Origin of the sequence: Herbaspirillum sp. SJZ099, from assembly GCF_007828355.1 — a bacterium.
GTDB lineage: Bacteria > Pseudomonadota > Gammaproteobacteria > Burkholderiales > Burkholderiaceae_D > Herbaspirillum.
Map to the genome: position 1 here is coordinate 651393 of NZ_VIUO01000001.1, position 23611 is coordinate 675003.

At 63.9% G+C, this 23611-nt stretch carries 22 protein-coding genes; 13 read left to right on the forward strand and 9 right to left on the reverse strand.

Annotation, left to right across the window (positions count from 1 at the left end):
• Positions 1 to 123: 123 nt before the first annotated feature.
• Entirely contained in the window at positions 124 to 1740 is a 1617-nt protein-coding gene (locus tag FB597_RS02830) for a methyl-accepting chemotaxis protein (RefSeq protein ID WP_144767940.1), read from the forward strand.
• A 63-nt stretch (positions 1741 to 1803) separates the two neighbouring features.
• On the opposite strand, the gene FB597_RS02835 is transcribed toward FB597_RS02830, so the two are convergent.
• From FB597_RS02835 to FB597_RS02855, 5 genes are all read right to left on the reverse strand, one after another.
• Positions 1804 to 3081, reverse strand: coding sequence for a serine hydrolase (locus tag FB597_RS02835; protein WP_255517058.1), 1278 nt, complete (start codon positions 3079 to 3081; stop codon positions 1804 to 1806).
• A 385-nt stretch (positions 3082 to 3466) separates the two neighbouring features.
• Positions 3467 to 4960 carry an ATP-binding protein gene (locus tag FB597_RS02840; protein ID WP_144767942.1) on the reverse strand — a complete coding sequence of 498 codons (1494 nt, stop codon included), beginning with the start codon at positions 4958 to 4960 and terminating at the stop codon, positions 3467 to 3469.
• On the reverse strand, positions 4947 to 5633 hold the full coding sequence (locus FB597_RS02845; RefSeq protein ID WP_141917019.1) for a response regulator transcription factor: 687 nt from the start codon (positions 5631 to 5633) through the stop codon (positions 4947 to 4949). Before FB597_RS02845 ends, FB597_RS02840 begins: the two co-directional genes overlap by 14 nt.
• A 4-nt stretch (positions 5634 to 5637) precedes the next feature.
• Positions 5638 to 6441 (reverse strand): MipA/OmpV family protein, encoded by an 804-nt coding sequence (locus FB597_RS02850; protein WP_255517059.1) that lies wholly within the window; start codon positions 6439 to 6441, stop codon positions 5638 to 5640.
• A gap of 110 nt (positions 6442 to 6551) precedes the next feature.
• Entirely contained in the window at positions 6552 to 7460 is a 909-nt protein-coding gene (locus tag FB597_RS02855) for a LysR family transcriptional regulator (RefSeq protein WP_144767944.1), read from the reverse strand.
• Positions 7461 to 7667: 207 nt separating this feature from the next.
• Between FB597_RS02855 and aceB the strand changes: the two genes are divergently transcribed.
• The gene (gene aceB, locus FB597_RS02860; RefSeq protein WP_141916146.1) at positions 7668 to 9254 is read left to right on the forward strand and encodes a malate synthase A; all 1587 of its coding nucleotides are present in this window, start codon (positions 7668 to 7670) and stop codon (positions 9252 to 9254) included.
• A gap of 190 nt (positions 9255 to 9444) precedes the next feature.
• Here the strand turns inward: aceB and FB597_RS02865 are convergent, their stop codons facing one another.
• Entirely contained in the window at positions 9445 to 10380 is a 936-nt protein-coding gene (locus tag FB597_RS02865; RefSeq protein ID WP_144767946.1) for a LysR family transcriptional regulator, read from the reverse strand.
• A gap of 164 nt (positions 10381 to 10544) precedes the next feature.
• Here FB597_RS02865 and FB597_RS02870 point away from each other — a divergent pair, with 164 nt between their 5' ends.
• The 7 genes from FB597_RS02870 (at position 10545) to FB597_RS02900 (ending at position 16213) form a co-directional block, all read left to right on the forward strand.
• Complete coding sequence (locus FB597_RS02870; protein WP_141916152.1) at positions 10545 to 11255, forward strand: pirin family protein; 711 nt, start codon at positions 10545 to 10547, stop codon at positions 11253 to 11255.
• Positions 11256 to 11393: 138 nt separating this feature from the next.
• Positions 11394 to 12086, forward strand: coding sequence for a hydrolase (locus FB597_RS02875; RefSeq protein ID WP_144767948.1), 693 nt, complete (start codon positions 11394 to 11396; stop codon positions 12084 to 12086).
• A 70-nt stretch (positions 12087 to 12156) separates the two neighbouring features.
• Positions 12157 to 12429: a XapX domain-containing protein gene (locus FB597_RS02880; protein WP_141916158.1), complete on the forward strand. Its 273-nt coding sequence runs from the start codon at positions 12157 to 12159 to the stop codon at positions 12427 to 12429.
• 105 nt (positions 12430 to 12534) lie between these two features.
• Positions 12535 to 14430 (forward strand): amidohydrolase, encoded by a 1896-nt coding sequence (locus FB597_RS02885; protein WP_144767950.1) that lies wholly within the window; start codon positions 12535 to 12537, stop codon positions 14428 to 14430.
• 27 nt (positions 14431 to 14457) lie between these two features.
• On the forward strand, positions 14458 to 14895 hold the full coding sequence (locus FB597_RS02890) for a DoxX family protein (protein WP_144768381.1): 438 nt from the start codon (positions 14458 to 14460) through the stop codon (positions 14893 to 14895).
• Entirely contained in the window at positions 14892 to 15605 is a 714-nt protein-coding gene (locus FB597_RS02895; RefSeq protein WP_141916162.1) for a YoaK family protein, read from the forward strand. Before FB597_RS02890 ends, FB597_RS02895 begins: the two co-directional genes overlap by 4 nt.
• A gap of 14 nt (positions 15606 to 15619) precedes the next feature.
• Positions 15620 to 16213 carry a TMEM175 family protein gene (locus FB597_RS02900; protein WP_186442728.1) on the forward strand — a complete coding sequence of 198 codons (594 nt, stop codon included), beginning with the start codon at positions 15620 to 15622 and terminating at the stop codon, positions 16211 to 16213.
• 117 nt (positions 16214 to 16330) lie between these two features.
• Here the strand turns inward: FB597_RS02900 and FB597_RS02905 are convergent, their stop codons facing one another.
• The 3 genes from FB597_RS02905 to ispD form a co-directional block, all read right to left on the reverse strand.
• Positions 16331 to 16537, reverse strand: a complete 207-nt coding sequence (locus FB597_RS02905; RefSeq protein WP_050468323.1) for a cold-shock protein — start codon at positions 16535 to 16537, stop codon at positions 16331 to 16333.
• A 306-nt stretch (positions 16538 to 16843) separates the two neighbouring features.
• On the reverse strand, positions 16844 to 17350 hold the full coding sequence (ispF, locus tag FB597_RS02910) for a 2-C-methyl-D-erythritol 2,4-cyclodiphosphate synthase (RefSeq protein WP_144767954.1): 507 nt from the start codon (positions 17348 to 17350) through the stop codon (positions 16844 to 16846).
• Between the two features lie 5 nt (positions 17351 to 17355).
• On the reverse strand, positions 17356 to 18090 hold the full coding sequence (gene ispD, locus FB597_RS02915; protein WP_144767956.1) for a 2-C-methyl-D-erythritol 4-phosphate cytidylyltransferase: 735 nt from the start codon (positions 18088 to 18090) through the stop codon (positions 17356 to 17358).
• 159 nt (positions 18091 to 18249) lie between these two features.
• On the opposite strand from ispD, the gene mfd reads away from it, so the two are divergent.
• The 4 genes from mfd to FB597_RS02935 all read left to right on the forward strand — a co-directional run bounded on the left by mfd (position 18250) and on the right by FB597_RS02935 (position 23604).
• A complete protein-coding gene (gene mfd, locus FB597_RS02920) occupies positions 18250 to 21693 on the forward strand; it encodes a transcription-repair coupling factor (RefSeq protein WP_144767958.1) in 3444 nt (1147 codons plus the stop codon).
• 106 nt (positions 21694 to 21799) lie between these two features.
• Entirely contained in the window at positions 21800 to 22657 is an 858-nt protein-coding gene (gene serB, locus FB597_RS02925; RefSeq protein WP_141916175.1) for a phosphoserine phosphatase SerB, read from the forward strand.
• Between the two features lie 61 nt (positions 22658 to 22718).
• Positions 22719 to 23081: a hypothetical protein gene (locus tag FB597_RS02930; protein ID WP_141916177.1), complete on the forward strand. Its 363-nt coding sequence runs from the start codon at positions 22719 to 22721 to the stop codon at positions 23079 to 23081.
• Between the two features lie 67 nt (positions 23082 to 23148).
• A complete protein-coding gene (locus tag FB597_RS02935) occupies positions 23149 to 23604 on the forward strand; it encodes a MaoC family dehydratase (protein ID WP_141916180.1) in 456 nt (151 codons plus the stop codon).
• Positions 23605 to 23611 lie beyond the last annotated feature (7 nt).

The following is a 23611-nucleotide window of genomic DNA, read 5'->3' on the forward strand; positions in this document are numbered from 1 at the left end:
CGGCATGCCATAGTGCAACGTTGCCGCAAGGATCTTTGCCTGCGGCAAACAATAGAAAAAACAACAGCATCCAGATAACTGAAAATAACGCAGGCATCAGCGCCGGCATGTGGGACGGAAGACATGAATATCCTCGGTAACATGAAAATCGGGAAGCGCCTCATGGCAGGTTTTTCCCTTATCCTCGTTTTCTCCATCGTCATCGCCGGCATCGGCATCTGGCGTCTCCAGAACGTATCGGCCGCCACGCGCGAGATGATGAACGTGCCGCTGATGAAGGAGCGGATGATCGCCGACTGGTATGCCAACCTCGCCAGCGGCATCCGCCGCACCATCGCCATCGCCAAGAGCAACGATCCCGCCCTGGGGCCGTATTTCGCCGAGGAGGCGGCGGCATCGTCCAAGAGTTCGGGCGAGTACCAGAAGAAGGTCGAGGCGCTGCTCAGTTCGCCCCAGGAACAGGAACTGTTCCGGAAGATCGGCCAATACCGCAAGGAGTACCTGTCATCGCGCGACGAGATCAACAAGGCCAAGGCCGCCGGCGACGTGGATGAGGCGACGCGCATCCTCGACAAGGTGTTCGTGCCGGCCTCGACGGCCTACCAGGACACCATGCGCCAGTTGGTGGAATTGCAGCGCCAGGCAATCGACGATAGCGCCAAGGAGATCGATGCCATTGCCGACAAGAGCCGTATCCTGATCATGGCGCTGGAAGGCCTGATCCTGCTGCTGGGCATCATCTGCGCCCGTTTCCTGACGCTGGGCATCACCCGTCCGCTGAATACGGCCGTCAACATCTCGCGCCGCGTGGCCGAAGGCGACCTCTCCGGCGACGTCTCGGTGCAGTCCAGGGACGAAACCGGCCAGCTGCTGCAGTCGCTCAAGGACATGAACCACAGCCTGCGCGGTATCGTCAGCAACGTGCGCAGCGGCACCGATACGATCACCACCGCGTCGGCCGAAATAGCGGCGGGCAATCTCGACCTGTCCTCGCGCACCGAAGAGCAGGCCAGCTCGCTGGAAGAAACCGCCTCGGCCATGGAGGAACTGATCTCCACCGTGCGCCAGAATGCCGACAATGCGCGCCAGGCCAGCCAGTTGGCAGTGTCCGCCTCGGCCGTGGCGGAGCAGGGCGGCGGCGTGGTGAGCCAGGTGGTCGATACCATGGGCGCGATCAACGAATCCTCGAAGAAGATCGTCGACATCATCGGCGTGATCGATGGCATCGCCTTCCAGACCAACATCCTGGCGTTGAATGCGGCGGTGGAGGCGGCGCGCGCTGGCGAGCAGGGGCGTGGCTTCGCAGTGGTGGCGTCGGAAGTGCGTTCGCTGGCGCAACGTTCGGCCGCCGCGGCCAAGGAAATCAAGGAACTGATCAACGACTCGGTAGAAAAGGTCGGCAACGGCAGCCGCCTGGTCGAGCAGGCCGGCGCCACCATGCACGAGGTCGTCAACAGCGTGCGGCGGGTGACCGATATCGTGTCCGAGATCAGCGCCGCCAGCGCCGAGCAGACCAACGGCATCGAGCAGGTCAACCACGCCATCACGCAGATGGACCAGGTCACGCAACAGAACGCGGCGCTGGTGGAACAGGCCGCGGCGGCGGCGGCTTCGATGCAGAACCAGGCCGATACGCTGGCGCGGCTGGTCAGCGTGTTTACGCTGCATCCGGGCGAACAGCCGGCGCGGCGCGAGATCGATATCACGCCGACGGCGACGCAACTGGAGGCCCGGCATTGAGCCAGGCCAGCCAGGCTGGCCTGGCGTAATAAGGGCGGGCGTTATGGTGCGCAGGCCCCGGCGTCACCAATTGCCATAAGTCCCCACGATTCCACGCAGCAAGGCATCGCGCTCCAAACCGAAGTGATTGCCGCTGGCATCGCCGGAGGCATCCTTGCCGACGCCGGTATGCACCACCACCAGCTTCAGGTCGGGATCGACGAAGATGGCCTGGCCGTAAATGCCCAGCAAGGCGAAACGGCGATGGCTGCCCGGCATGATCCAGGTTTGCAGGCCGTAGCCGAAGTAGGTGCTGCCATGGCTGTCGGCCATGTAGCCGGGGCGGAAAGCCTGCGGCTGGCGCGACGCGTCGGTCATGTCCAGCAGGTGCTCGCGGCTGAGCACCGCCTGTCCGCGCACCATGCCGTCGGCGGCCAGCATCATGCCCAGGCGGGCGTAGTCATGGACCGTCGCATTGAAGCCGCCGGCGGCGCGCGCGACCGAATCGACGGGATTGAGCAACCAGGACGATGCCGCCTGCGCGCCGATCGGTTTCCATATCTTGTCGCCGATCCAGGCGCACAGCGTTTGCCCGGTCGCGGCCTCCAGCACCAGGCCCAGCACCGCGGTCTGCGCCCCTTCGTAGTTGAAATGCTCACCCTCGGGATAGGCGCGCTCGGTGATGCCTTGCGCCGCCTGCAGCGTGCCCTGCTTGCGCATCACCGCGCCGAAGCGCGCCTGGTCGTCATGACCGGAATAGTCCTCCACGAAGCGCGCGCCGGAAGCCATCCGCATCAGGTTGACGATGCGTGTGCCGCCATACAGCGTGCCGGCCAACGCCGGCACGTAATCCTGCGCACGGTCGTCGAGCGAACGGATGCGCCCCTCTTCCAGCGCTTTCATGATGCCCAGCGCAACGATGGTCTTGGCCATGGAATTGGAGAGCATGCGCATTTGCGCGGTGCGTCCGTAGTTGTAGCGTTCGGCGACGATGCGTCCATCCTTGATCACGACCACAGCCGTGGCGCGCTGGTGCTGCATGTAATCGTCCAGCGTGTAAAAGCCGCCGCGGAAACGGTAATAGAACTTGGTCTGGTTCGCGGCCGTTTCCAATGGCAGCGGGTTATCCGACGGCGCCTGCTCGCATGAGGGGCCGATACTGTCCATCCCGCTGAAGGAGCCGACCATGTAACGTTGCTGATAAGCCTGCGCCAGGTTGGCGCCGACCGGATAGCCGGCATCGCGGCCCAGCGCCTCTTCATCCGGCGCGGCGCTGGCGGCAGCCGCTGCCAATAGCGCAGGCAGGACGTATCCCAGCAGCACAATCCTGCGCCGGGTCTGTTTGCTTTTCTTCCCGTTCAACAATGCCCCCTTCTTTTTATGATTGGCTGATTGCAGATAATGGCAAGGCCGGCTGACAAACGTCTGACATTGGCGTCGGATGTAAAAATGGCGCCCGCTGCGGGCTGATGCGGTTCAGTTAAGGCTAATTCTGAAGCACTCATCACCTGGCCCGTTCGGGCTGAGTAGGCCCGCCAGGGCCGTATCGAAGCCAGCGTATCAGCGTGCCAGCGTCAGCGGTCTTGCCTGCCCTTCGATACGCTGCTGCGCAGCTACTCAGGGCGAACGGGGTCAGGGCTGCACAAACAAAAATGCCGTTCAGCGCTTAACTGAACGGCATTACCCGCTGCGGGCGCCATTTTTTCTTGCCTGAAAATGCCAGGCGATGTCATCGACTCGGCTTGCTTCAGGGCGGCAGGGGACCCCCTGTGCGGCCAAGGGCCGGATGCGGCGCGGCGCCGGCATCGCTCATGGATGGCGCTGCGGATGGCATTGTGGCCGTTATTGTCGCCGTCATTGTCGCCTCCGGCTGGAAGCGCAATTCGAATATTGCGCCCGGATGGGCATTGCCGGCTTCCAGGCGCCAGCCATGCGTCTTGGCGATTTCGGCGCAGATCGACAGGCCCAGGCCGGCGCCTTCGTCGCGTCGGTGCGGCCCGCGCCAGAAACGTTCGAACAGGTGCGGCATGGCTTCGGGCGCAATCCCGGGGCCTTCGTCGCGCACCGAGAGGCTGGAACGGTCGGCATGGACGCTGACGATGCCGCCGGGCGCGGAGTGGCAGATCGCGTTTTCCAGCAGGTTCTTCACCAGCACCGACAAGGCGCCGGCATCGGCGCGGATGGGCTCGCCGGAGCCGGCCGCGGCGGAGACGATGCGTACCTGCCGTTGCTGCGCCAGCCTTGCCAGTTGCGCGCAGGCTTGCGCCAGCACGTCGGCGGGATGGGTGTCGACCATCGCATAGTTGTGCGGTTCGCAGGCTTCGGCCAGGTGCAGCAGCTGATGCACATGGCGCGCCATCTGGTCGATGTCCTGCAGCAGCATGCGGCGGTCGCCCAGGTCGCCCAGCTCGATCTGGCCGCGCATCAGCGCCAGCGGCGTCTTCAGTTCGTGGGCGGCGGTGGCGAGGAATTCGCGCTGGCGGCAGTAGCCTTCTTCGACCCGGTCCAGCGCCAGGTTGAAGGCGCCGAACAGCGGCGCCAGTTCGCGCGGCACGCCTTCCAGCGACAGCCGGGTCGAGAGGTTGTCGGGATGGATGTCGGCGGCAGCCGCGGCGGCTTGGCGCAGCGGCTTGAGTAGGTAGTGCAGGGTGATCACCACGACCAGCGAGAACAGCACCATGCCGACGATGGCGGCAATGACGGTGAGCGAGCGCACGCGCTGGGTGTTGTTGTCCAGCGCGATGCGCTGCAGCCGCTCGCTGCGCATGACCTGCACATACATCGGGCGGCCCTGGTGTTCGAAGGCCTGGGGCATGACCTGCAGCTTCTCGCCGTCCTGCGCCAGGTTCAGGCGCTGGCGCCCGGGCTCGAAGACGCCGCCCGGCAGCGTATAGGCCGATGGGGCGCCGTCGGACGCCAGCAGCACCGCGCCGTGCTCGTCCAGCACGCGATAGACGCAATCCTTCCGCAGCACTTCGTAGGCGGTTTCCATTCGGTTGCCGAGGATGACCTTGTAGGGCCGGCCGTCGGCATCGAAACGCAGGCCGTCGATGACGCGCTTGACGTTGGTTTCCAGGGCGCGGTTCATCACCAGTTCAGGGCCCCAGCGCAGCACGGCGGCAATGGTGCCGACCACGGCGGCGCCGGCCAGCGCCAGCACGATGGCGGTCACGCCCAGCAGGCGCAGCGACAGGCTGCGCGCGCGCGGCAGGCAGGCGCAACGGGCTTCAGGCGCTGCCATGGGTGTGCTTCAAGGCGTAGCCCAACCCGCGCTGGTTGGCGATCTGCAACTGCGAGTCGATGCCGTTGAGCTTGCGCCGCAGGCGGTGCAGCGCCACATCGAGCGCATTGGGCGTGACCGGTTCGGCGATGCCCCAGGCGGCCGCTTCCAGCGCCGTGCGCCTTACCGTGGCGCCGGCCGCGCGCACCAGCATGAGCATCAGTTGCAGTTCGGCCCCCGATAGCGAGATCGATTCTTCGCCGCAGGCCATGCGGCTTTCCACCGGATCGAGGCGTATATCGCCATGTGCGGGCGCCAGGGCTTGCTGGCGCGGCGGGCGGCGCATCAGGGCGCGCACGCGCGCTACCAGTTCTTCCATCGAAAAGGGTTTGGGCAGGTAGTCGTCGGCGCCGGCCTCCAGTCCGGCGATACGGTCGTGCAGGGCATCGCGCGCGGTCAGCATCAGGCAGGGTGTGTCGACCTGGCGCGCGCGCAGGCGACGCACCAGTTCCAGGCCGTCGCCGTCGGGCAGGTTGCGGTCCACCACCAGCGCCGGGTAGCTGATGTGCGAGAGCCCCAGCGAGGCTTGCGAGATCGACGCGTAGACGTCGGTCTCGATGCCTGCCGCCGCAAGCGCCTTGACCACCAGCGCAGCCATGCGCTCGTGGTCTTCCAGCAAGGCGATGCGGTTCATCATGTCAGAAACGGTACAGGTAGCCGGCGCGCACGCCGGCCGCGCTGGAGCGATCGACCAGCGGGCTGTCGGTGATGCCGCTGCCGTAGCGGGTCACATGCACGTCGAGGAACAGCGACTGCGACGGCGTCAGGCTGTAGCCGGTGCGCAGGCCGCCCACCAGGTTGGCGGTCGAGCTGCCCTGGTAGGCCGCGCGCTGGGCGGTGGCCTCGTTTTGCCGCACGCCGAAGTAATAGTCCACGTAGTCGCTGCTCATCCAGTTGATCCCGAGATAGGGTGCCAGCGTGAAGCTGCCGGCCTTGAATTGGTGTTCGGCACGCAGTTTGAGGGTTTGGCCGCCGCTGTTGCCGGAGGCGTCGGCCAGCCATTCCAGCGAGAGATCGGCGTACGGGTTGCGCCAGGCCGCATGGGCGCCGAGCCAGAAGCTGCCCTTGCGCTTTTCCATGCCGTTGAGGATGGGCGCGTCGCTGCCGTCATAGCCATCGTCGGCGTACTTGGCGCGCAAGGCGAAACCGACCGGCCCGAGCGCACCCAGCTTGAAGTCGGCGGTGGTGCCGATGAACTGGAAATAGCGGCTATTGTACATAACCAGGGGCAGCGCCCGCGTCTTGTTGCCGTAGCCGCGATAAGGGCTTTGCTCGGTGCCGACGGCCGCGCCCAGCGCCCACTGGGTGGCTTGCGGATCTTGCTGCGATGAAGCGGGTGACGGGGCGGGCGAAGGGGCGCTTTCCTGGGCATGGGCGGCTTGCAGCATCAGGGCGGCGACGACGCCGCTCAGCAGGGAAAGGCGGAAAGGCAGGGCTGGCATGGTGAAGACTCCGTTTCGGAATGGGGGAAATGACAGCGGATCATGTTCCAGGGAGTCTTACCGGATACTTACTTGCATTGCAGCATTGGCGGCATGGCCGCCCGGCCTTGTCAGCCGGCCCGTTTCCAGTAGTCCGGCTGCGCATAGGCATGCCGCAAAAAGTCGACAAAGGCGCGGATGCGCAGCGGCAGGTGGCGGCGCTGGGCGAACACGGCGTAGATGGACGGGGCGGGGGCGGCAAACTTGTCGAGCACCGTGACCAGTTCGCCGGCCTCGATGGCGGCGCCGACTTCCCACATCGAGCGCCAGGCCAGGCCTTTGCCGTTGAGCGCCCAGTTGTGCAGGACCTCGCCGTCGTTGCAGACCATGTTGCCGCCTACCTTGAACACGCTGACCTTGCCGGATTGCTTGAGCGTCCAGCCGCGCTGGCTGCCTTCGCTGCTGATGGCCAGGCAATTGTGGCGCGCCAGCTCGTCCGGCGTTTGCGGCGTGCCGTGGCGGCGCAGGTAGGAAGGGGCGGCGACGATCACGCGATGGTTGTCGGCCAGCTTGACGCTGACCAGGTTGGAGTCGGTCAGGGTGGCGATGCGGATGGCCACGTCGATGCCTTCGCCGATGACGTCGGCAATGCGGTCGTTGAGGTTCAAGGTGAGCGTGACATCGCGGTGCTCGGCCAGGAAGGACGGCACCAGCGGCGCCACGTGCTGGCGGCCGAAGCCGGCCGGGGCCGAGATCAGCAGGTCGCCGCTGGCGCGCGCGCTGCGTTCGGAGACCGCCGATTCGGCGTCTTCCAGGTCGGCCAGGATGCGCTGGCAATCTTCCAGGAAGGCGGCGCCTTCGTTGGTCAGCACGATCTTGCGCGTCGTGCGTTGCAGCAGCTTGACGCCCAGCCGTTCTTCCAGCGCGTCGAGCCGGCGGCCGATCATGGCGGGGGCGATGCCTTCGGCGCGGGCCGCCGCCGACAGGCTGCCCTTGGCGATGACGTCGACGAAGGTGGAGATCTGCTTGAACTGGTCCATGGCGGGGCCTCAAAACGGGGTACCGCGATTATCGGTTCACTTGTGACTAAAACGCAAAGATAAATTGATAAAACGTTCCACTCATATCGATTTGGTTTAAATATACTGCGTACATAATATTCCTGATGCAATGCAGCTAAAGGGCTGCCCATCAGGCACAATCAAACACGATTTGAACGTTTTTCTTTTCTTTTTGAGGAGTCCAGCATGACGCAATTGAAGCTGCCCGCCGGCATGGAAATTTCCGGTGCAATCAAGCCGGGTTACGAGAACATCCTGACCTTCGAAGCCCTGTCGCTGGTCGCCAAGCTGTCGCGCGCCTTCGAAGGCCGCCGCCAGGAGCTGCTGGCCGCGCGCGTGGAGCGCGTCAAGCGCCTGGACGCCGGCGAGCGTCCGGACTTCCTGAAGGAAACCGAATCCGTCCGCAACGGCGACTGGAAGATCGCCCCGATTCCCGAAGCGCTGAAGTGCCGCCGCGTGGAAATCACCGGCCCGGTCGAGCGCAAGATGGTCATCAACGCCTTCAACTCGGGCGCCGACAGCTACATGACCGACTTCGAGGATTCCAACTCGCCGGTGTGGGACAACCAGATCAGCGGCCAGATCAACCTGTTCGACGCCATCCGCCGCACCATCTCGCTGGAGTCCAACGGCAAGAGCTACAAACTCAACGACAAGATCGCCACGCTGGTGGTGCGTCCGCGCGGCTGGCACCTGGACGAGAAGCACGTCACCATCGACGGCAAGCGCATCTCCGGCGGCATCTTCGACTTCGCGCTGTTCCTGTTCCACAACGCCAAGGAACAGCTGGCGCGCGGCGCCGGCCCGTACTTCTACCTGCCGAAGATGGAGTCGCACCTGGAAGCGCGCCTGTGGAACGACATCTTCGTGATGGCGCAAAACGAGATCGGCCTGCCGCAAGGCACCATCAAGGCCACCGTGCTGATCGAGACCATCACCGCCGCCTTCGAGATGGACGAGATCCTGTACGAACTGCGCGAGCACAGCGCGGGCCTCAACGCCGGCCGCTGGGACTATATCTTCTCCTGCATCAAGAAGTTCAAGAACGACAAGGACTTTTGCCTGGCCGATCGCGCCAAGGTCACCATGACCTCGCCGTTCATGCGCGCCTATGCGCTGCTGCTGCTGAAGACCTGCCACAAGCGCGGCGCTCCGGCCATCGGCGGCATGAGCGCGCTGATCCCGATCAAGAACGATCCGGAAAAGAACGCCATCGCCATGCAGGGCATCATCAACGACAAGCGCCGCGACGCCACCGACGGCTACGACGGCGGCTGGGTGGCGCACCCGGGCCTGGTCGAAGCCTCGATGAAGGAGTTCGTGGCGGTGCTGGGCGACAAGCCCAACCAGTTCGAGAAGCAGCGTCCGGACGTCGACGTCAAGGCGGCCGACCTGCTGAACTTCCAGCCGGAGACCCCGATCACCGAAGCCGGCCTGCGCTACAACATCAACGTCGGCATCCACTACCTGGGCGCCTGGCTGGCCGGAAACGGCTGCGTGCCGATCCACAACCTGATGGAAGACGCGGCCACCGCAGAAATCAGCCGCGCGCAGGTGTGGCAGTGGATTCGCAGCGCCAAGGGCAACCTGGAAGACGGCCGCAAGGTCACCGCCGACATGGTGCGCGCGATGATCCCGGAAGAACTGGCCAAGGTGAAGGAAGTCGCCGGCAACGGCCCGACCTACGATCGCGCCGCCAAGATCTTCGAAGAGATGTCGACCTCGGCGACCTTCGCCGAATTCCTGACGCTGCCGCTGTACGAGGAAATCTAAGCGCGGAAATCTGAGCGTTGTGATGCGGTGCCGGCTGCGGCCGGTTGCCGCATTTGAAGGAAAACTCCCGGAGAACACGTTATGTGATGCCGGTTGGGCTGGATCCTGTATTGCACAGGGTCCAGCCCTTTTCGTTTGGCGCATGGCAAGCTGAAAGCCATCTCCTGCGTAGCCGGTCAGGGGCGCTCGATCAGGGACGGTCGATCAGTTCCGCCACGCCAGCCCAGGGCTCGTTGGAAAACGATTCCATCAAGTGTTCAATCAGCGCCTGCACGCGCGCGGGGCGGTTGCGTCCCGGCGGCGTCACGATATGCAGCGCGATCGGTTCCACCTGCCAATCTTCCATTACCACTTCCAATTGTTTCGACTGCAGCTCCTGCCAGACCAGGAAGGCCGGCTGCAGCGCCACGCCCAGGCCGGCCAGCAACGCGGGCGTCAAGGCTTCGGCATTGTTGGCTTGCATCTGCACGGCCATTGACTGGGTGAATTCGCCATGTCGCGGATGCTTGAAACGCCAATGCGTGCCGTTGCGCGCATAGCTGTATTGCAGCGCCTTGTGTTGGGCAAGGTCGCGCGGATGATGGGGCCGGCCGTGGCGTTCGAAGTAGGCCGGCGAACCGACGAGCAGAATGCGCACCTTGCACAGCTGGCGGGCCAACAGGCTGGAGTCGACCAGGTTGGCGATCCGCAAGGCCAGATCGAAACGGTCCCCCACCAGATCCACCTGTTTGTCGTTGAACTGCACGTCCAGCTCCACGTCGGGGTGGGCTTGCAAAAAGCCGGGCAGTGCCGGCGCCAGCCTGGCGATGCCGAACGACATCGGGGCGGATAGCCGTATTACTCCGCGCAGGCTGGTGGATTGCTCGGCCACCTCGGCTTCCACGGCCAGGCCTTCTTCGAGGATGCGCGTGGCGTGCTCCAGCGCGGCATAGCCGTTCGCAGTCAACGAGATGCGGCGCGAAGTGCGGTGGAACAGCGTGGTCTTCATGCGCGCTTCCAGCCGTGAAATGGCTTTGGACACGGTGGCCTGGGACAGCGAAAATTCATCCGCAGTGCGCGCAAACGAGCCGGTTTCAGCGACCTTGGCAAAGATTGCCCATGCTTCAAGGTCTGGCAGTTTGTTCATATCGGCCTTTGGGAAAACACCATTGCAGGGGACGTCGGGGCAGGTAGCCAGCCGCGAATGTACGTCAAAAAAGGAAAGAATGGAATTCCATTTCTTATCTTCTCAGCGTGGTCGCCGGCTCCTACACTGCGTCCATCGTTACTCACCAAGCAGCGGAGCAAACCATGATCGAACGTCGCCCCTTCGGCAGCCTGGGTACCGCCCGCCATGACTGGCTTGAGTCGAAGCGGCACTTTTCCTTCGCCCGGCACCACGATCCCCGGCGCATGCACTGGGGCGTGCTGCGGGCCTGGAACGACGACACGATTGCGTCCGGTTCCGGTTTCCTCCCCCAGTCGCAGGCCGACATGGAAATCATCACCTATGTGCACGAAGGCGCCATCACCCACAAGGACAGCCTGGGCAACATGGGCCGCACGGCGGCCGGCGATGTGCAGGTGATGAGCGCGGGCAGGGGCATCAGCCATTCCGAATACAACCTGGAGCCTGGGGCCGCGCGCATCTTCCAGATCTGGATTCTGCCCAGCCAGCAAGGCGCGTTGCCGTCGTGGGGAACCAAGCCGTTTCCCAAGGATGAGCGCGTGTGCCGCTTCGTGCCGCTGGCCAGCGGCGCCAATGACGACGAGGATGCCTTGCCGATCCGCGCCGATGCCCGGGTGCTGGGCACCGTGGTCAAGGCCGGCGAAACCGTGTCATACCGCTTTGCCGATACCGGCCGCTACGGTTATCTGGTGCTGGCCAAGGGGCGCGCCGACATCAACGGCGTGCCGCTGGAAGCCCAGGATGGCGCGGCCATCCACGGCGAGCCGGAGATTGCCGTCACCGCCAGCGAGGATGCCGAGCTGGTGCTGGTCGATGCCGCCGGACTGGCATGACCGGCCGGCAACGGATTTAACCGATTTTCAACGCTTCACCCGATCGAAGGCGGGGGCTTTATGCGGCAGCCCCTTGCCCAACGCATGCCCGCCGCTTTTATCCCGTTTTATCCCCTTCATCCAGTAAAGGAAGAGACCATGTCCAGCAAATACCTCGAAGTTCTGACACCGCAGAACAGCCAGATCATCTTCATCGACCAGCAGCCGCAGATGGCCTTTGGCGTGCAGTCCATCGACCGCCAGGTGCTGAAAAACAATGTAGTGGGCCTGGCCAAGGCGGCCAAGGCATTCAATATCCCGACCACGATCACCACGGTCGAGACCGAGAGCTTCTCGGGACACACCTATCCGGAACTGCTGGCCGTGTTCCCGGAACACAAGATCCTCGAACGTACCTCGATGAATTCCTGGGACGACCAGAACGTGCGCGATTCGCTGGCCGCGAATGCCGCCCAGGGTCGCAAGAAGATCATCGTCTCGGGCCTGTGGACGGAGGTATGCAACACCACGTTTGCGCTGTCGGCAATGCATGACACCGACTACGAGATCTATATGGTGGCCGATGCCTCGGGCGGCACCTCGCTGGATGCGCACAACTATGCGATGGATCGCATGGTGCAGGCTGGCACCGTGCCCGTGACCTGGCAGCAGGTGCTGCTGGAGTGGCAGCGCGACTGGGCACGCCGCGGCACCTACGACGCGGTGATGAACATCGTGCGCGAACATTCCGGCGCCTATGGCATGGGCGTGGACTATGCTTACACCATGGTGCACAAGGCGGAGGAACGCGTGCAGCACGGCCAGCGCATCGGCCCCAACCCGGCCAAATAATGTTGGCCCGTGGCTTGCCGTGCATATGGCCGGCCACGGGCGCCATCACCTCGGAACAGAAAGAGCCGCCATGAAACTCTACGCGATGTCACTCGGCGCCGGCCTGTTGGTCGGCATCGTCTACAGCCTGCTCAACGTGCGTTCTCCGGCGCCGCCGCTGGTGGCGCTGGTCGGCCTGTTGGGGATCTTGCTGGGCGAGCAGGTCATCCCGGTCGGCAAGCAACTGCTGCGCGGCACGGCCTTCGATACCGCCTGCGCACAGACCAAGGCCACCGAGCATGTGCTGGGCCAGCTGCCCGGGCGCAAGGAGCAGCCGCCCGGCGACGGGAAAGAATCCGCGTGAGCGGAAATGGTTTCAGACGTTGAGCCAGCCCCAGATCAATCACCAACCGCCGTGATACCCCCAGTCCATGCAGGGCATGGCGGGTATTGCGCAGAAGGATTCGCCATGTCCCAATCCCAACCCGATATCATTTTTCACAATGCCCGGATTACCACGCTGGACCGCAGCCGGCCCGTCGCCACGGCGCTGGCCATCCAGGCCGGCCGCTTCACGGCCGTGGGCTCCGACGAGGAAGTGCTGACGCTGGCCGGCGCCGGTACCCGGGTCGTCAACCTGAAGCGGCGGCACGTGCTGCCGGGTCTGTTCGACAACCATACCCACGTGGTGCGCGGCGGCCTGAACTACAACATGGAGCTGCGCTGGGACGGCGTGCGCTCTTTGGCCGACGCGATGGAGATGCTGCGCCGGCAAGTGGCCGTCACCCCGGCGCCGCAATGGGTGCGCGTGGTGGGCGGCTTCACCGAGCACCAGTTCGTCGAAAAGCGCCTGCCCACGCTGGAAGAGATCAATGCCATCGCGCCCGATACGCCGGTGTTCCTGCTGCACCTGTATGACCGCGCATTGCTCAACGGCGCCGCGCTGCGCGCCGTGGGCTACACCAAGGACACGGCCGCGCCGCCCGGCGGCGAGATCATGCGGGATGCGTCGGGCAACCCCACCGGCCTGCTGCTGGCCAAGCCCAATGCATCGATCCTCTACGCGACGCTGGCCAAGGGCCCCAAGCTGCCGCTGGAGTACCAGGTCAATTCCACGCGCCACTTCATGCGCGAACTCAACCGCCTGGGCGTGACCGGCGTGATCGACGCGGGCGGCGGCTTCCAGAATTATCCGCAAGACTATCAGGTGATCCAGCAACTGGCCGATGCGGGCCAGATGACCGTGCGCCTGGCCTACAACCTGTTCACGCAAAAACCGAAGGAGGAAAAGCAGGATTTCCTCAACTGGACCTCAAGCGTGAAATACAAGCAGGGCAACGATTATTTCCGCCATAACGGCGCCGGCGAGATGCTGGTGTTCTCGGCGGCCGACTTCGAGGACTTCCGCCAGCCGCGTCCGGAGATGCCGCCCGAGATGGAAGGCGAGCTGGAAGAGGTGGTACGCATCCTGGCGCAGAACCGGTGGCCGTGGCGTTTGCATGCCACCTACGATGAAACCATTTCGCGCGCACTCGACGTGTTCGAGAAGGTCCACCGCGACACGCCGCTGACGGGCCTGAACTGGTTCTTCGACCATGCCGAGACCATTTCCGATCAATCCATCGACCGCATCGCCGCGCTGGGCGGCGGCATCGCCGTGCAGCACCGGATGGCTTACCAGGGCGAATACTTCGTCGAACGCTACGGGGTGCGGGCGGCCGAAGCCACGCCGCCCATCAAGCGCATGCTGGAGCGCGGGGTCAAGGTCTCGGCCGGCACCGATGCCACGCGCGTTGCCTCGTACAACCCGTGGGTCTCGCTGTCGTGGATGGTCACCGGAAAAACCGTGGGCGGCATGAGCCTGTACCCGCAGCGCAATCTGCTCGACCGCGAAACCGCGCTGCGCATGTGGACCGAAAACGTGGCCTGGTTTTCCAACGAAGAAGGCAGCCGCGGGCGCATCGAAGCCGGCCAGTTGGCGGATTTCATCGTGCCCAGCCAGGACTACTTCAGCGTTCCCGAGGATGAGATCGCTTTCCTCACTTCCGATCTTACGGTGGTGGGCGGGCGCGTGGTGTACGGGGCGGGCGAGTTCGGCCCGTTGGACGACAACCCGCTGCCGCCGGCCATGCCGGACTGGTCGCCTGCCCGCACTTTCAAGGGGTATGCGGCCTGGGGCGAACCCGATGGCGTGGGCCGGAACTCGCTGCAACCTGCGCATCATCGCAACATCAGCGCTTGCGGCTGCGGCACCAGTTGCGGCCTGCATGGGCACGGCCACGCCAAGGCCTGGGCGTCGAGCGTTCCCGCTTCCGATCTGCAGGGATTTTTCGGTGCATTGGGCTGTTCGTGCTGGATGGCTTGAGACAGGGGAACCGAGATGAACAACACTATGCATGCCGGTATCGAAGGCCACCTCGCGGCGCTGGCACGGCCGGTTTTCGGCAGCCGCGCGCTGCAATGGCTGGCCTGTCTCGGCTTGTGCGCGGCCTATTTGCAGGGCGGGCTGGCCAAGCTGACCGACTTTTCCGGGGCCATCGGCGAGATGCATCATTTCGGCCTTGCGCCTCCACCCGTGTTCGCGGTGCTGGTGATTGTGCTGGAGCTGGGCGCATCGGCGCTGATCCTGGTCGGGCGGCTGCGCTGGCTGGGGGCGCTGGCGCTGGGCGGCTTCACCTTGCTGGCCACGTTCATTGCGCTGCGTTTCTGGATGCTGCCGGCGGGCCAGGAGCGCTTCATGGCGGCCAATTCCTTTTTCGAGCACCTGGGTTTGGCCGGCGGTTTCCTGCTGCTGGCCTGGTTCGATCTCCAGGCGAAGGAGGCCGCATGAGCGCCATCGACAACGCGCAACCGGCAGTGGCGCGCCCGCAAGGTTTTTGGGAGCAATGCCGGGCGCCCATGATCCTGACGATCGTCGCCGGCGCCATCGATACCATCGGCTTCGTTGCCTTGCTGGGTTTTTTCACAGCCCACGTGACCGGCAACCTGGTGGTGGCCGGCGCGGTATTCGCCAAGGGTGGGGCGGGCGTATGGATCAAGCTCGGGGCCATCCCGCTGTTCATCGTCGCGGTCATGTTGACCAAGATATGGATCGACCGTTGCAGCCAATCCGGCGCCACCTTGGGCTGGCTGCTGGTGGGGGAGGCGCTCTTCCTGGCGGGGTTCATGCTGGCGGGCCTGTACTTTGAACCGTTTTCCGATCCCGATGGCATAGCGCTGGCGGTGACCGGCGGCTTGGGCCTGATCGCCCTGGCCATCCGCAATACGGCAAGCAAGACGCTGATCAAGCACATCAGTCCCAGCACCATGATGACCGGCAATACCACCCAGTTCGGCATCGACCTTTCCCACTATGTCCGGATGCCCAGCCGCGAGAACGGGCTGGCCTTGCTGAAAAGCGGCAGCATCGTGGCAGGTTTCATCCTGGGGGCATTGCTGGGCGCGGTGCTTTACGTGCACATGGGGTTCTGGAGCGTGCTGCCTTTCTTGCTGGCCGTCTTGTACCTGGCGAGTCTTTCCTTTCGCAAGCTGTTCATCTGACGGGGTCGATTGCAATGAACAAGGGCAGGCTCGAATCCTTTAGCGATGGCGTCATTTCAGTGAGCCTGACGCTGATGCTCTACCAGATCCAGCTCCCGGCCGAATTCACCTGGCACGGGTTGCGGATGGAGGCCCCTCATTTCCTGGGCTATGTGCTCAGCTTCATCTACGTCGGCATCTACTGGAACAATCACCACCACCTGTTCCAGGTGGTCGGCGGCATCAACGGCAAGATCATGTGGGCCAACCTGAACCTGCTGTTCTGGCTGACGATGATCCCGATCGCCACCACATGGGCCGGGAAGTCGGACCTGCTGGCCTTGCCGACTGCCTTGTATGCGTTGGTGCTGTTCATGTGCGCGGCTTCTTATTGGGCGTTGGGGCGCACCATCATTGCGCAGGAGGGGAACGGTTCCGCGCTGGCCCATACCCTCGGCCGGGATTTGAAAGGAAAGTTGTCCCTCCCGGTCTACGCGCTGGCCGTCGGCGTCAGCTTCTGCAGCAGCATCGCGGCGTTTGTCATCCTGACGGCGATGGCGGCGCTGTGGTTCGTTCCTGATGCGCGGATCGAACGATATTTACGGGAGCAGGCCGATCAAAGGAAATGAGGGCAATGAAGGCAATGAACTGCCGAGAGCGGTTTGCTGCGTTGCAAGTGGTGCAGACGAGTAGTACAGACGAAAAAAATCCCCGACAAGTCGGGGATTTTTTATCTCAGCTGAAGCTTAAGCAACAGGCTGGATGTTCGAAGCTTGCTTGCCCTTCGGGCCAGTGGTCACTTCGAAGGAAACGCGTTGGTTTTCCTTCAGCGACTTGAAACCATTCGACTGAATAGCCGAGAAGTGCGCGAACAAATCTTCACCGCCTTCATCGGGGGTGATAAAACCAAAACCTTTTGCATCATTGAACCACTTGACGGTACCAGTTGCCATTACGGACTCCTAAATTAATTGATTGGGGCTGCTATGCCCGGCTCTTTATCGTTACTCGGGAGGAATGACAGCGAAGACCGCACTACCAGCTCGAATCCTAACGACGCGCTGATTATACTCATTAAATAGGGAATGCAAGCTATTTTCGGTAGCAAAGTTCAATTTAAATATTTAATTATTTTTGCTTGTACTTTAGTTTTCTATTCATGCCGAAAAACGGTGCGGGAAATCGCCCGGAATCCCTTTCCTGGTGCGGCTTTTGGCGTGTCCGTCATTGTCCTACGCGAATTTCCGGATTCGCACAATTCAATCATTTTTCTGATGGATCAGCACAACAGCTTCGGCTGCGATTCCTTCTTCACGGCCTAAATAACCCAATTTTTCGTTGGTTTTTGCCTTGATATTGATTTGCTGGACAGAAATTCCCAGGTCGTCGGCAAGGTTTTTCACCATGGCGGGGATATGCGGCGCCATCTTCGGCGCCTGGGCGATGATGGTGGCGTCCAGGTTGCCGATCGTATAACCGGCCTCGTCCAGGCGTTTGGCGGCTTCGCGCAGCAGGGCGCGCGAGTCGGCGCCCTTGAATCGGGCATTGGTGTCGGGGAAATGGCGGCCGATGTCGCCCAGCGCGGCGGCGCCGAACAGGGCATCGGTGATGGCATGCAGCAGGGCGTCGGCGTCGGAGTGGCCGAGCAGGCCTTTCTGGTGGGGGATATTGACGCCGCCCAGGATTAGCGGGCGGCCTTCGACCAGGGCATGGCAATCGTAGCCCTGGCCGATACGAAACGGGAATGGCAATGCGGTGGCGCTCATGGCGGTCAGCCTTTCAAAAAGAATTCGGCCAGCGCGGCGTCCTGCGCCAGCGTGACCTTGAGGTTGCGGGGACTGCCCTCCACCAGGCGTGGGCGCAGGCCCAGCATCTCGATGGCGCTGGCGTCGTCGGTGATGGCACCGATACGGCCCTGTTCGGCGGCTTGCCGCAAGGCCCGCCGCAGCAGCGCGTAGCGGAACATCTGCGGGGTTTGCGCGGCCCACAGGCCGGCGCGCGGGACGGTTTGCTGCGAACGGCCGCCGGCGTCCTCGCGCTTGAGGGTGTCGACCACCGGCAGCGCCAGCAGGCCGCCCACCTCATCGTTGGACAGCGCGTCGAGCAGGCGGTCGATCAGCCCGGCGTCCAGACCCGGGCGCGCGGCGTCGTGCACCAGCACCCAGTCGGCCTCGCCGGCCACGTTGCGCATTTCGTTCAAGCCATTGAACACGCTTTCCTGCCGGGTGGCGCCGCCCACGCGCAGCACCGTGGCGCGCGGCGCCAGTTCGGGAGGGAGCAGATCGTCAATCCAGCCATCGGCGGCGCTGACCACTACGAAGGTATGGGCGATGCGCGCATGCGCGGCGAAGGTATCCAGCGCATGGCGCAGCATCGGCTTGCCGGCCAGCGCCATGTATTGCTTGGGGATATCCGCGCCCATGCGGGCGCCGACGCCGGCGGCAGGGATCAGCGCGAAATGTTGCGGTTGCGCCAAGGAGGCGGTGGGGGAGGCCGGTCGGTTCATGTGATGCGGGGTGCCTGGACGGGCCGCGCGGCAGCCTGCGGCAAGGACCATCGTTTATAATCGGAGGCTGAATTTTAATGCTAATCCTTCGCAAGCGGCCGGCATTTTGATCGCCTCAAACCGTTGAATCCGCCGAATCTGCTGCTCCCGAACCCGCCGATGCCTTTCGACCTGAAAAAAAACCTTCCCAAGCCCGGCGTACGTTTTGTCCCGCCCGCAGCGCATGGTTCCGCCGACGCCTACCTGCTGGCGCAAGCGGCGCTGGCGCTGAAGGCCGAGGGCCGCATGCTGGCCGTGGTGGTGGCCGGCGCCACCGACGCCCAGCGCCTCCTGGCCGAGATCCCCTGGTTCCAGCCGGCCGGCGCGGCCGACAAGCTGCGCTGCCACCTGCTGCCGGACTGGGAAACCCTGCCCTACGATGCCTTCTCGCCGCACCAGGACCTGGTGTCCGAGCGCCTGGCGACGCTGTATGAAGTGCAGTCGGGCCAGTGCGACCTGCTGATCGTGCCGGCGACCACCGCCTTGCTGCGCATGGCGCCGCCCGAGTTCCTGGCGGCCTATACCTTCTTCTTCAAGCAGGGCGAGAAGCTGGATGAGGCCAGGCTCAAGTCGCAACTGACGCTGGCCGGCTACAGCCATGTCGGCCAGGTGATGTCGCCGGGCGAATATTCGGTGCGCGGCGGCCTGATCGACATCTTCCCGATGGGTTCGGTGCTGCCGTACCGCCTCGACCTGTTCGGCGACACGGTGGACACCATCCGCACCTTCGATGCCGATACCCAGCGCTCGCTGTACCCGGTGCCGGAAGTGCGCCTGTTGCCCGGCCGCGAATTCCCGATGGATGAAGCCGCGCGCCTGGCCTTCCGCAACCGCTGGCGCGAGGTGTTCGAGGGCGACCCGTCGCGTTCGGCCATCTACAAGGACATCGGCAACGGCATCGCCTCGGCCGGCATCGAGTACTACCTGCCGCTGTTTTTCGAGCAGACCGCAACACTGTTCCAATACCTGCCGGCCGATGCCATGTTCGCCACGGTGGGCGACATCGAACAGGCCATCAAGCGCTTCTGGAGCGATACCCGCTCGCGCTGGCAGTTCCTGCACGCCGACCGCGAACGTCCGGTGCTGGAGCCGAAAGCGATCTACCTCGATGACGAGGATTTCTTCACGCTGTTGAAACCCCATGCGCGCTGGATCGTCAAGACCGATGACGCGCCTTCCGAGCTGTCGGCGCCGCTGCCCAACATTGCCGTCAATCGTCGCGTCGACGATCCGCTGACCAATCTGCGTTCTTTCCTGCTGCAGAGCGACAAGCGCGTGCTGATCTGCGCCGACAGCAACGGCCGCCGCGAGACGCTGCAGCAATATTTCGCCGAATACGATTTGCATCCCGCGCTGTGCGACGACTGGCAGGGTTTCCTTGGCAGCGACGAAAGGCTGATGCTGGGCGTGGCGCCGCTGTATGCCGGCTTCGCCTTGCAGGATGAGGCGCTGGCCTTTGTCACCGAAGCCGAACTGTACGCCGGCAGCGGTCGCCGCGCCGGCCGCCGCAAGCAGCAGGCCGCCACCGAAGTCGAGCACATGGTGCGCGACCTGTCGGAGCTCAAGGTCGGCGATCCGGTAGTGCACTCTAATCACGGCATCGGCCGCTACATGGGTCTGATCAGCATGGACCTGGGCGAGGGCGAGACCGAGTTCCTGCATCTTGAATACGCCAAGGAAACCAAGCTCTACGTGCCGGTATCGCAACTGCACGTGATTTCGCGCTATTCCGGCGCCTCGCCGGAAGACGCGCCATTGCACGCGCTGGGTTCCGGCCAGTGGGAAAAGGCCAAGCGCCGTGCAGCGCAACAGGTGCGCGACACCGCCGCTGAGCTGCTCAACCTGTACGCGCGCCGCGCGCTGCGCCAGGGCCATGCCTTCGAATATTCCGCGCACGATTACGAAGCCTTCGCCGACAGCTTCGGGTTTGAAGAGACCGCCGACCAGGCCGCCGCCATCGACGCCGTGATCAAGGACATGACCGGCGGCAAGCCAATGGACCGCCTGATCTGCGGCGATGTCGGTTTCGGCAAGACCGAGGTGGCCCTGCGCGCGGCGTTCGTCGCCGTGATGGGCGGCAAGCAGGTGGCCATTCTTGCGCCCACCACGCTGTTGGCCGAGCAGCATGCGCAAACCTTCGCCGACCGTTTCGCCAACTGGCCGGTGCGCATCGCCGAGCTGTCGCGTTTCCGTACCGGCAAGGAAGTCACGCAGGCGATCAAGGGACTGGCCGACGGCACCATCGACATCGTCATCGGCACCCACAAGCTGCTGTCGGAGGAGGTGAAGTTCTCGCGCCTGGGCCTGGTCATCATCGACGAGGAGCACCGCTTCGGCGTGCGTCAGAAGGAGGCGCTCAAGTCGCTGCGCGCCGAGGTCGACGTGCTCACGCTGACGGCCACGCCGATCCCGCGCACGCTGGGCATGGCGCTGGAAGGGCTGCGCGACTTTTCGGTGATCGCCACCGCGCCGCAAAAGCGGCTGGCCATCAAGACCTTCGTGCGCGGGGAGGGCGAATCGACCATCCGCGAAGCCTGCCTGCGCGAACTAAAGCGCGGCGGCCAGGTGTACTTCCTGCACAACGAGGTGGAAACCATCGGCAACCGCCGCGCCATGCTCGAAGCCCTGCTGCCGGAAGCGCGCATCGGCGTGGCCCATGGCCAGATGCACGAGCGCGACCTGGAAAAGGTGATGCGCGATTTCGTGGCCCAGCGCTTCAACATCCTGCTGTGTACCACCATCATCGAAACCGGCATCGACGTGCCGACCGCCAACACCATCATCATGCACCGCGCCGACAAGTTCGGCCTGGCTCAGCTGCACCAGTTGCGCGGCCGCGTCGGCCGCTCGCACCACCAGGCCTATGCCTACCTGCTGGTGCAGGATGTGCATGGCCTGACCAAGCAGGCGCAGCGCCGGCTGGAGGCGATCCAGCAGATGGAGGAACTGGGCAGCGGCTTCTACCTGGCCATGCATGACCTCGAAATCCGCGGCGCCGGCGAGGTGCTGGGCGACAACCAGTCGGGCGAGATCCACGAGATCGGTTTCCAGATGTATTCCGACATGCTCAACGAAGCGGTGCGCTCGCTGAAGAACGGCAAGGAACCCGACCTGGCCGCGCCGCTGTCATCCACCACCGAAATCAACCTGCATGTGCCGGCCTTGCTGCCCAACGATTATTGCGGCGACGTGCACGAGCGCCTGTCGCTGTACAAGCGTTTCGCCAATTGCGTGAAGCAGGACGCCATCGACGACCTGCAGGAAGAACTGATCGACCGCTTCGGCAAGCTGCCCGAGCCGGCGCGCGCGCTGGTGGAAACGCACCGCCTGCGCATCGCCGCCAAGCCGCTGGGCATCGTCAAGATCGACGCCCATTCCGAGGCCGCGCTGCTGCAGTTCATGCCCAATCCGCCGATCGACGCCATGCGCATCATCGAACTGGTGCAGAAGAACCGCCAGGTCAAGCTCAACGGCCAGGACAAGCTGCGCATTGCCGCCGCCATGCCGGACCTCAATGCGCGCGTGCAGCAGGTCAAGGCGACCATGAAGGCGCTGGCCGGGTGAGCGGGCAGGGCGGAACCTGCCCCGCAATCCAATGAATCCTTTATTTGACCTACTGAACCAATAACCAGACCAATAACCAGACCAATAACCAGACCAATAACCAGACATGAACCTGATCCTGCAAGCATTCAAGAGCAATGCCACCGATATCAACGTCATCGCGGCGCTGGCCAGGGCGCAGCGCGTCGAGCCTGTCGACGGGCGCGTGCCCGGGGTGCAGGCCTGGCGCTGCGTCGAGGTGGACCGTGCCGATCAGACCAGGGCCGCGGTCGATGCCGCCTGCCTGGCGGCGCAAGTGGACTATGCCTTCGTCGACCCGGCGCTCAGGCTGGCCGACTTCCGGCTGGTGGCGATGGATATGGATTCGACCCTGATCACCATCGAATGCATCGATGAGATCGCCGACATGCAGGGCCTGAAACCGCAAGTGGCGGAAATCACCGAAGCCGCCATGCGCGGCGAGATCGAGTTCAATGAAAGCCTGACGCGCCGCGTGGCGTTGCTCAAGGGGCTGGATGCCGCCGCCCTGCAGCGCGTCTACGACGAGCGCCTGCAACTGTCGCCGGGCGCGGACAATATGTTGAAGGCGATCCAGGCGGCAGGTCTGAAGACGCTGCTGGTCTCCGGCGGCTTCACCTTCTTTACCGACCGCATGAAGACCCGCCTGGGCCTGGACTACACCCATTCGAACACGCTGGAAGTGGCGGACGGCAAGCTGACCGGCAAGGTGGTCGGCGGCATCGTCAATGCCGACGAGAAGCGGCTGACGGTGGAGCGCGTGTGCCGCGAGATCGGCGCCGACCCGTCGCAGGCCATCGTCATGGGCGATGGCGCCAACGATTTGAAGATGATGGGCATCGCCGGCCTGTCGGTGGCGTTCCGCGCCAAGCCGGTGGTGCGCGCGCAGGCGGATGTGGGCTTGAATTTTGTCGGCCTGGATGGCATCTTGAACCTGCTTGGCTGAGCGCTGCGCGCCGGCGCGGATAATCGGCTTTTTGCCGCAACCATCGCAAATGGGAGACCCGATGACGCAGGAACTGGTGTTCGACAACAAGACCCAATCGGCCAAGAGCCTGGCCTGGTGGCTGTATATCTTCCACGGCCTGTGCCTGGCGTTTTCGCTGGGCATGCTGTCGTGGCTGCCGCTGATCGCCAACTACGTCAAGCGCGAGGATACGCTCGATACTTTCGTCTACAGCCACCACCGCTGGCAGATCCGCTCATTCTGGTGGTATCTGTTCTGGATGTTCGCGGGCGGCCTGGTATGGATCACGGTGGTGGGCATTCCCCTGGCGATCCTGATCTGGACGCTGGCGTGGATCTGGAAAGCCTACCGGCTGATCAAGGGATTCCTCGACCTCAACGACAACAAGCCCATGCCTGTTTGATCGCGCCGCCAATGTGGCGCCGCAAAAGCGACATGCCCCAAGACGAAAAAAAGGATGCGACAGCAAGATGCGTGAAATCGCCACACTGGAAGAATTGAAATCGCTGGCCGGCCAGGAAGTGGCGACCAGCGACTGGATCGACGTGACGCAGGAACAGGTGAACCGGTTCGCCGATGCCACCGGCGACCACCAATGGATACACGTCGATGTCGAGCGCGCGGCGCGCGAACTGCCGTTCGGCGGCACCGTGGCGCACGGTTTCCTTACCCTGGCGTTGTTGCCGCAGATGCTCGGCAATGCGATCAGCCTGGGACCGGACGTCAGGATGCTGCTCAACTACGGCCTGAACCGCGTGCGTTTTCCGGCTCCCTTGCCGGTGGGACGGAGGGTGCGCGGCATCATCGTGCTGGAGTCGGTCGAGGACGTCCCCGGCGGCGCCCAGCTGACCTGGGAGATCACCGTCGAATGCGAGGGTTCGGACAAGCCGGTCTGCGTGGCGCAATTCCTGGTGCGCCGCTATTGATGCCGGC